Below are 9,256 nucleotides of genomic sequence, written 5' to 3' on the forward strand. Positions count from 1 at the left end.
GTTGCCCCGGTAGAGCCGGTTGCTCCGGTMGAGCCAGTTGCTCCGGTCGAACCGGTTGCTCCGGTCGAGCCGGTTGCTCCGGTCGAGCCAGTGGCTCCGGTCGATCCGGTCGCACCGGTCGCTCCGGTAGAGCCAGTTGCTCCGGTCGAGCCCGTCGCGCCGGTTGCTCCGGTTGCTCCGGTCGAGCCGGTTGCTCCAGTCGAGCCCGTTGCTCCGGTCGATCCGGTTGCTCCGGTCGAGCCAGTCGCTCCGGTAGAGCCAGTTGCTCCGGTCGAACCCGTCGCTCCGGTTGAGCCGGTCTCGCCGGTTGCTCCGGTCGGACCCGTCGCGCCGGTCGAGCCAGTTGCACCCGTCGAGCCGGTTGCTCCGGTAGAGCCAGTCGCGCCGGTAGAGCCAGACGCGCCGGTAGAGCCAGTCGAGCCTGTCGCACCAGTTGCCCCGGTCGCACCCGTGGCTCCGGTGGAACCCGTGGCTCCGGTGGAACCCGTGGCTCCGGTTGCGCCAGTAGAGCCCGTTGCACCCGTATCGCCGGTGGCGCCAGTTGCTCCAGTCGAGCCGGTCGCGCCTGTATCTCCAGTCGCACCTGTTGAACCTGTAGCTCCAGTCGAACCCGTGGCGCCCGTATCGCCAGTCGCACCCGTGGCTCCGGTTGCGCCGGTAGAGCCCGTTGCACCCGTATCGCCGGTGGCGCCAGTTGCTCCAGTCGAGCCGGTCGCACCGGTCGAGCCAGTTGATCCGGTCGAGCCTGTGGCTCCGGTAGAGCCAGTGGCTCCAGTCGAGCCGGTTGCACCAGTCGAGCCGGTTGATCCGGTCGAGCCAGTTGATCCGGTCGAGCCTGTGGCGCCGGTCGCACCGGTGGCGCCGGTGGCGCCGGTTGCACCTGTGGCGCCCGTCGAACCCGTGGCACCGGTTGATCCCGTGTGGCCTGTAGCTCCTGTTGGACCGGTGGCGCCGGTCGCACCCGTCGGGCCAGTCGAGCCACTGTTGCTGGTGGAAGAAACCCCTGTGAGAGTAAAGACGCCGTCGGAATTGCTGGATGGGCCAGAAGTAACCGTGTTGTTGGTCAGATTGAAGGTGCCCGCAGAAACAACTGACCAGTCATTGTTATCGTCAGTATCATTTTGAATAAGTGCCGTTATCGTATAAGTTCCGCTTACCGGAACGTCAACAATCATAGCGACAGAAGAGAATTGAGCGGATGCCTTTGATGGTAATGTAAAACTACCAACAATTACGTTTGCCGAATTCGTGATATAATACTGAACTGCCTTCTGGCTGATAGAACCAGCAGTATCGAGTGACCCAGTGAGTGTCACTGCAAGGCTCAGAACACCTGCGTAACTTGCCGTTCCCGTGTTGGTAAGCGGCGGCCCAACACGCGCCATAGGGGATATCGCCAGGTCCCATCGCCCGCCCAGCGCTTCGGCGCCAACCAGCCCTACGGCAGCCGATACGCCGGCGCCCGTCGCCTCCGAGAGAGCCTCGACAAACGCCTCACCCGCCGCGCCGTAACCGGTCTCGCAGCTCCACAGCCGCAAGCCGCCACGCTCGGCCAACGCCCTGCCGATGGCGGCTAGGTTCGCAGCGTCGCGCACCAGAGTCTCGCTCGACCACTCGCCGGAGCCAAAGCCGAGACGTCCCGGCGCGCCGTGAGCTAGGATGTGCACCGCGTCCAGCCCGTTGCGCCCTTCTAGAGCCTCCGCCATTTGCCGCGCCGCGGGCTGGCGTTTGTCGAGCACGATAGCGTCCACCTCCGGCCGCACGTTTCTCAGAGCGGTCTCGAGATCAGGGATTGAAGGATCTAAAAAGAGGATTTCCGAGGCGCGGGCCATCACCGGCTCCTATTGGCTCGAATCAACTTTAGGTTTTAGGCGGCACGCAGGCTCGCCCGGCGTGGCTACGGAAAAAAGCATAGAGATTGGGCGGTTATCTTCCGGATGGCCCGACGGCGCCGCTGGGATCGCCGGCGACGGGGCTGTCTACGCTGAGGAAGGTGGAGGCCTGGAAATTCCCGGCGTCGTCAAACGTCCCGATCGCCAACGAGCTTACGTTGCTTGGAACCTTGACGGTGAGAACGACGGACTGATTTTGCCTGACGGCGTTGGGAAGAACGACCTGGCCGACTATCGCACCTTTGACCGTATCCACGATAAAGTAATTTACATTTCCGGTCGTACTTCCGACCGGCAAAGCGCCCATAACGGTGACTTCGATCGCCGCAAACGCTGCTGCATAGCTCATCATTCCCTCCCTGGTCAGCGGCGGTCGTGCCGCGCCTTTATTTGTGCCTACCCTCAATTTCCAACGCTTGGCGTCGCGCCATGTGGGATCGAACCGCGCCGCGTTGGTTCTCCGCGGAGGAGATCGCGGAAGGGGGTGGCGACCCTGCAGTAGTCGCCGGATGCAGTAGCCAAGGACAGATGTCCGCCGAAATGCGGGCATCGGTTCAAGCGCCTGGCTGATCGTTTCAGCGCTTGAGCGCAAAGACATTTGTGCCATTCGAACCGGGGTGCCGCACCACAGCTTCTCCGGTCGGCAGGCGATATCAACCCACCCACAACGCAATCCTCCAGGTGCGCCGAAGGCTCGGCGTCAAACGTTAGAAAGCTCCCAAATGAGACGTCCGTCGTCCTTCAAACGAATGATGACACCATGTCTCGGCGCGAGGGAATTGAAGCCCGTCTGCCCTTCTGCAGAGGAACGGATTAACGCGGCCTACAACGAGCGCACCCCGGTCGCACCTCATACGCAATTTGCTTTGCTGCCCAGAACCCTCTGACTCACCCCTCACAAATTCGGCGCAATCAGCCATAAACGGCGGGAAAGCAGACGGCGAGCAAATTGCGACAAGGTTTCTCCGCTTGACAGGTTGGAGCGCACAGTGCCTGCAATCGCCTCCCATGGTCTTTGCAGCCCGCTGGAGAAATGGCTTGGGGTAACCATGATGGATAAGGTTAGGCACGGTTTCCTCACGACGATCCCGTAAGAACCGATAGAACGAATGACCCGATATTCGGGAATAGAGACTATGCTAGCGGTCGACCTGGCAGGTTGAATGAAATGCGGGCTGAAGGCATGGGCGACCGGGACTTGGCATCCGCTTCGACGCAGGCCGCCCCGAACGCGAGACAAAGCAGGACTGAATCATCCCTCCGATCGCCACTTGCCTCGAGCGCCGAAAATTCTAAGGTGACAAATGGCAAGCGGCTCTGCCTCAACATGATCGTGAAAAACGAGATGGCGAACCTTCGACGCTGTCTCGGGGCGTTCGTCGACAATATCGATTCCTGGATCTCGGCGATACCGGCTCGGCCGACGGGACCCAGGATTTCATCAAGTCGTTCTTCGCTGCCCGCAATCTGCCGGGCGAGCTGCACGAATTCCCACTCCGCAAGGAACTGACCCCTTCATTGGTTTGCGGTTTCGTTGGTTTCGCGCCGGACCGGGGCTTTTCGCGAAGGTGGTAGATGTCACCTCGCATGGTGATCACCATGAAATGATGAAGCAGACGATCCAGGATCGCCGTTGCGACGACAGGGCCCCAAAAACACTTCCCCATTCGCCTACGGAGCGGTTCGAGGTGATCACGATTGAGCCCTTCTCGTAGCGCCGAGACCCAAGTTGGAAGAACAGGCTAGCGGCTTGGCCTCGAAGGGCAGGATAACCAGCTCATCGATGACCAATAATTTCCGCCACAACAGGGTCGTCAACTGTTTGTCGAGCGAGCCGTCGGCGTGTGCCTCGGCCAGTATCGCCACCGGCGTCGCCGCCGTAACGAACTGCACGCTGCAGTTCTGGCGGATGGCCCCGCGGCCGAGCTGACGGCAGATGAGTCTTGCCCGTTCCGGGCGGCCCGAGGAACAGGACCGAGTCGCCATGGGCAATCCAGCGGTAGGTCGCCAGTTCCCTGATCTGTCCTTGATCGACCGACGGCTGGGCATCGAAGTCGAAGCCGTCCAATTCGCGCACGAACGGGAACTGCGCCAGCTTGCTCGACACGGAGATACGCTCGTCGCGGCGAGCGATCTCCCTCGAGACGGAAGGCCAATGCCTCGCCCAAAGTCATCTTCGAACGCACCGCTTCGTCCGATCGGCGTCAGCTTCAGCCGGTCGAGTGTGGCGATCAGCACGTCGCGATCTACGTGTGTCATCACCGACCCCTTCCAGCAACCGCCTCGTATTCCGCAAGCGGCCGCAGCGACGCGGCCGGCGCTATCTCGACAGGGCCGGCGCGCACCGGCCCTTCGAAGCAGGCAGCGCCGGCAAAATCCGTCCGGCCCACGATCCGTTCTCGCCGCGCTCGGCACAAGGCATGATCGGCCACGACCTGCCCTGCATGACGGATGATCTCCGGCCGGCAAGCACCACGACCTGGACGCTCTCGCCGATCAGGCGCTAGGGGACGGAGTAGACTGTTCGTGTCGAGATCGATCGTTGCAGTCTGCCGAACCTTGCGCACCAGATCCCGCAAGTGTCCGAATGGCGCTCGGCCAGCCAGCGGGGATATGGACCGCGGGATTTCTGAGCCTTCCCCGTCAAGACCATTGAGCGTGTCAGTTTTCCGCCCCCTGGTCCAGCCCGAGGGGTTCACTCCAATGCCGGGGTCTGTTCTCGGTGGCGATCAACAAACAGTGGAACATTGAAGCGTTTGCTTCCTTCTTCTTGATGATGTTACCTTTCGGCTTGCAGTTGTATACTCGCAAAGTTCGGGTCCTTCGGGAGGGTGCCATGCGAGAACTACTAATCGACATCGATGCAGATGCCGTGATTGAAGTCGGCCGTTATCTGGACGGTCGGCCGCTCTCTGCAGCGCCATGGCGTTTTCCGCGCTTTGGCGCCGCTTACAGAAAGCGCCACAACCAGAAAGCTTGCTCTCTTGTTGGACAACCACAATTAAAGGACCGAGCCAGCGCAGGAACGCGCGCCGATGAGACTTCCTGCGGGCCGCCAGCCGGTTGGGGTGTGACTATACGGGCCGGCCCAACCGGCGAGGGCACGCCGCCTGATCGCGTGCTCTGATCAGGTCGAGGCAGGTTGTTGGGGTCTTCGCCCGTGAGTTTATACCGTCATTCCAAGCAGGGGGCGGGATCTGGTCGGATTCTTCATGGGCCGATACTTACAAATTGACTAAATTCGTTACAACTTATGTATGTGTTCTCGGGATTGGCCAGACGATGTATTTTCCGCAGTTTCTGATGGGAATGCTGACGACGTCGGGCGCCGTAGGGATTTGGGCCTATGTGGCCACAGGTTCTATCTGGAAGGCTATTGCCTGGGGGACGATCACTGCGGTTTTGTTGCAGGCTGGGTACTTCGCACTTGTTTTCAGGCTTGTCTACAGTCGGCGAGAGACCGGGCAGGTGGCGGAGCAAATTACACCGGACACCACCGAGCGGCCGGTCGTTCCGAGTCAGCCACTGCACAGAGACGGTCGCTGAAATAGCGCTGACTTAGCGAAGACCGGTTCAGGGGTGTCTTGTGTTTGGGGTACGCCCTTCTTCCCCAGCCTCACCCCTGCGCCGCCGCCATTCTCTGGGATGAACTCGACGCAAGCCGATTCGGGCTACTTGAACCGCTGCAATCGACATCTAGGGCTCTATTTTCCTGGTCCGGCTCGGGGTCAGGTATCCGCTCCATAAGGCATTGCTCATATGCGTCTCGGAAATCCCGGCCACAAAATTCGGTCCATGGGCCGGATTAGCGGTGGAAAACTAGCAGCCTTGATCAGCTTACCGAATAATCGCATGCGGGGCGGGGACGGGATTGCGATTCATTTGGATGCACGCCGCCGCTGTATTGGTAGGGGAGGGCTTTGGCAAGCCGCTTAAGAAGAGGCGATTGCTCTTCTATTTCTTTGGGAGCGGCTACGCATACCTGTCCGTGATGCGCATTGGCGCTATCGCAAAACAGTCGGGGGTTGCCGTTCGATGGCGCCCCTTCAATGTCCGTACCGTGATGGCCGAGAACAACATTGCCCTCCGCACCCAGGCGGCAAAGGTGAAGTACCTGTGGCGCGATGTGGAGCGGCGACGCACGGCGTGTCCTATGTCGGGGCGCCGATCTGGCCGACCGATCCCGACCTTGTGGCCAACCGGGTCGCCATGGTGGCCGCCGAAGAGGGGTGGTGCGAGGCCTATACCGTGGCAAGCTTCAGGGCGTGGTGCCTGGAAGGTGTGGAACTGGGTAGCCGCGCCCATCTGAGGCATGTGCCCCTCGGTCAGGCTGTCGACCATGTGATTGCCAAGGCCGACGACGCCCGCGCCCATGAGCGGCTCAAGGCTGAAACCGATGCGGCCCGCTGCCATGGCAATTTCGGCTCCCCGGCGTCCTCATGGATGGCGAAACGTTATGGGGGGACGACCGGCTCGAAGAGGCGCTTGCGTGGGCCGCTGGCCGACATGAACTGCAGATTTGAATCATGATTGATTGGACTGAGTTGGCGACGCATTTGATAAAACTATGCGCCGATTGTCAGCCACGGGAGGTTTCAAGTGCGAAGCCGCTGGACCATTCCTGCTGCCTTGTTCGTCGCTCGTGCCGCCTTCGCCTTCCAGTTCGGCAGCGTAGGGGCCCTCCGCCGCAGCGTAGCCAGAGTCTCGGCGCGAGTCTGGCCGATTGGGATTCTTATCGGAATCTATTTTGTGCCGGGCGTCCTGCTCGCCTCTTCAGCTGTGGAGCCTCACCAGGTTGTGCCGAGGCTTGTGGACAGCGGTCACACGAGGCGCACGGTAACCAGCGACCCGGCCTTGTCCGCCCTAGCATAGAGTTTGGGCGCCGCCTCGGCATCAATGAGCTCAATCCCATATCCCAGATCTGCCGCGCAGAATGGACAGAGCGCTGCAATCGTCGCATTCTTGTGACCATGGCAAAGGGCAAACCTCCCACGACCGGTCGTTTTCGGCCTATGATTTTGGCGCATGTGGATGAGCTGGTGAGTATCGGCGGCCACTGGTCTTGTCGCTCTGGAGTGATGCGACGCTTGTAGAAGCGGGATTGGGCGCACCCTTGAGCGCATCGTCAGCCGATGCAGGAAAACCGAAAAGTGGCGGCGAGGTGCAGCGTAGACTCTGATGCATACCCACGATGCCGGGCAGATCGCCCGCATCTCGTGAGGGCGCTGCAATTGAGCCTGTCATGCTGCTTTGGCCCAGGGCGCAGCCTTGATGATGTCAAACCAGCACTGGACAGCTTCAGAGTTCGTCGCCGGCGACGCCCAGCTTTTTCCCTTCACCCGGCACTAGCTCATCTTCGTCGACGCCGATCAATTCCTCTCCTAAGTGTCGCATGCTCGCGTAGATTACGATCGCGACGATCGAGGCCAGAAAGATGGCGCTCGTTATGATTGTGCCGAGGCCGAGGCCACCGTATTGCGTGGGCTGAGACAATAGGTCGCCGAAGGAAGCCCCCAGAGGCCTGGTCAGGATATAGACCAGCCAGAAGGCGAGGATCGGATCGAGCTCGAGAAAGAAATAACCAATGCTGAGCGAGCAGATGATCATCCCGAACAGGATCCCAGTTGCCAGATATCCAAGTGCGAACTCCTCCGCGACCAGATCACCTGCTGCCGTACCGAGAGCAAAAGTGAACAGGATCGCGAGCCAATAGAAGGCCTCGCGCCGATTGGTGAATATGGAGTGGATTGAAAGAGTACGCTCCGCCTGGAACCACAGCGTGAACGTCAGCACCAGGGCGACCGAGAATGCCATGGTGGTATCCATTAGCGGCACGTGGAAGATGTCGACGAGATTGTCAGTTATCAAGGTGCCGACGATGCTGATCAGCACCACCGAGAGCCAATAGGCAGAGGGAACATATCTCTTTTGTGCAAATTGCCAGATCAGTCCTCCTGCCAGAATAGCGGACATGATCAACGACGTCGCCGTCAGACCCAAACCCAACTGCACGTTGAGATAGTCGGCTGCTGTTTCGCCCATGGTGACGGCCATCAGCTTGATGAGCCAGAAATCTGCCGTCACGCTGGGAACGCGATTGTAGACGATAGCTTTGACGGTCTTGGCCGTAGCAGGCATCATGAATATCCTTGAAATGGGAGGGACCGTTTCGCGGTTCGAGGTTGGGCGGGCAGCCGGTCCGAAGGGCCGGCATGGCCCGCCAGGGTCGTCCTACCGCGTGGCCTGGGCCGGATTGTTCAGCACCGCCATAAGAGCGGCGAGCGTCTTGTTGACCTTGTCAGGCGAGGGGCTCGGTTGACGCACTGCTTTAAGCGCCGCGTCGGATGCCGCGTCGATGTTGTTCCAGTAGTCCTGGTTCAGTGGCCGTATCGCGGTTTCAGCCTGGTCCCAGGCTGTTTCGTAGTCGGTGATGCGTTTAGCGGCGGCAGCAATATCACGCTTGGCGGCGAGGGCCTGAACGTCGGCGATGATGGTCTTGAACGACGATAGATCACCGAGGCCCGCCGTTTTGGCGGGTGCATTGTTGACATAAAGTTCGAAGCCGGTGAAGGCGGCCACCGGAGCAACAATGAGGGCGATGGCGAGAAGGATCTGTCTCATTAGGGGATTCCCGCAAACTTCTAGTGATGGAGGAGGGCGTCACTCCATTGTCGCCCTCGTGGGGTTGACTAGGTGTGTCCTGCGGCCCCACCGAGATTTGGTCATTGCCGTTGGCATTCGCCTACTATCGCCCTTTGCGGCGGAGCCTGCGAAGTCACCCTCGATGCCAATGACGAATCGGTTGATCTGGTAGTTGTAACCGATCTGGCCGCCGTAGACGACTCCGGACCCGTTTGTATTGAAGGGATCAAAGCCTGGAGCGCTTAGTGGCGACCACCGGCTGTCATTCCAGGCGCCTCCGACTTGAGCACCGACATAAAAGCCGGTCCATGAGTATGGCATGGTGGCAACTGGCTCAACGAGGTCGGTCGCCGGAACGGAAGAAGAGGCTGCGAGAAACGCAGCGGAACGATTCTGCTTTACGCATTTCCTGCCGAGAGTCTGCGCTACTTTTGCAACAAATTGGAATTATTCGAACTAACGATCGAAACTCGGCTTGGAGTTGCGGTTCCGCGCCCGGGCTGGTCATCAGGAATGCATCTCAGAGACCGTTTTGAAAATCGGCTTTCATGGGGTTCCGTCTGAGCTGGGTTATGATTCATGTGTGGACGGCCCCCGTTGAGCAAGAAGATTCTGACAATGGCAATACTGAAGCGGTCAGGTTCATTCATGTGTTCGGCCTGTTTTTTGCGGCCTCAGGCCGCTGGCCATGATGGTGTCGGTGGATCGGGCCCTCATCAAGC

The 9,256-nt window shown here is 60.1% G+C and carries 6 protein-coding genes and 2 pseudogenes; 2 read left to right on the top strand and 6 right to left on the bottom strand.

Features of this window, described 5'->3' with window-relative positions:
* The 4 genes and pseudogenes from AB4Z43_RS33255 to AB4Z43_RS33270 form a co-directional block, all read right to left on the bottom strand.
* Window positions 1-1,832: DUF4347 domain-containing protein (locus AB4Z43_RS33255; protein WP_441940954.1), on the bottom strand; the 1,832-nt coding region annotated here is incomplete at its 3' end.
* Between the two features lie 94 nt (window positions 1,833-1,926).
* Complete coding sequence (locus AB4Z43_RS33260; protein WP_441940956.1) at window positions 1,927-2,241, bottom strand: hypothetical protein; 315 nt, start codon at window positions 2,239-2,241, stop codon at window positions 1,927-1,929.
* A 1,195-nt stretch (window positions 2,242-3,436) separates the two neighbouring features.
* A pseudogene (gene istB, locus AB4Z43_RS33265) lies at window positions 3,437-4,151 on the bottom strand (IS21-like element helper ATPase IstB); the annotation flags it as partial.
* Window positions 4,151-4,507, bottom strand: a pseudogene (locus AB4Z43_RS33270) (Mu transposase domain-containing protein); the annotation flags it as partial. The pseudogenes istB and AB4Z43_RS33270, both read right to left, overlap by 1 nt.
* Window positions 4,508-4,614: 107 nt before the next feature.
* Here AB4Z43_RS33270 and AB4Z43_RS33275 point away from each other — a divergent pair.
* Window positions 4,615-5,019 (top strand): hypothetical protein, encoded by a 405-nt coding sequence (locus tag AB4Z43_RS33275; protein WP_441940958.1) that lies wholly within the window; start codon window positions 4,615-4,617, stop codon window positions 5,017-5,019.
* Window positions 5,020-6,038: 1,019 nt separating this feature from the next.
* A complete protein-coding gene (locus AB4Z43_RS33280; protein WP_441940960.1) occupies window positions 6,039-6,422 on the top strand; it encodes a hypothetical protein in 384 nt (127 codons plus the stop codon).
* Window positions 6,423-7,190: 768 nt separating this feature from the next.
* On the opposite strand, the gene AB4Z43_RS33285 is transcribed toward AB4Z43_RS33280, so the two are convergent.
* Window positions 7,191-8,030, bottom strand: a complete 840-nt coding sequence (locus AB4Z43_RS33285; RefSeq protein WP_441940962.1) for a COG4705 family protein — start codon at window positions 8,028-8,030, stop codon at window positions 7,191-7,193.
* A gap of 93 nt (window positions 8,031-8,123) precedes the next feature.
* Window positions 8,124-8,513, bottom strand: a complete 390-nt coding sequence (locus tag AB4Z43_RS33290; RefSeq protein WP_441940964.1) for a hypothetical protein — start codon at window positions 8,511-8,513, stop codon at window positions 8,124-8,126.
* Between the last annotated feature and the right edge of the window lie 743 nt (window positions 8,514-9,256).

Origin of the sequence: Mesorhizobium sp. 2RAF45 (assembly GCF_052115225.1) — a bacterium.
Taxonomy (GTDB): Bacteria; Pseudomonadota; Alphaproteobacteria; order Rhizobiales; family Rhizobiaceae; genus Mesorhizobium; species Mesorhizobium jarvisii.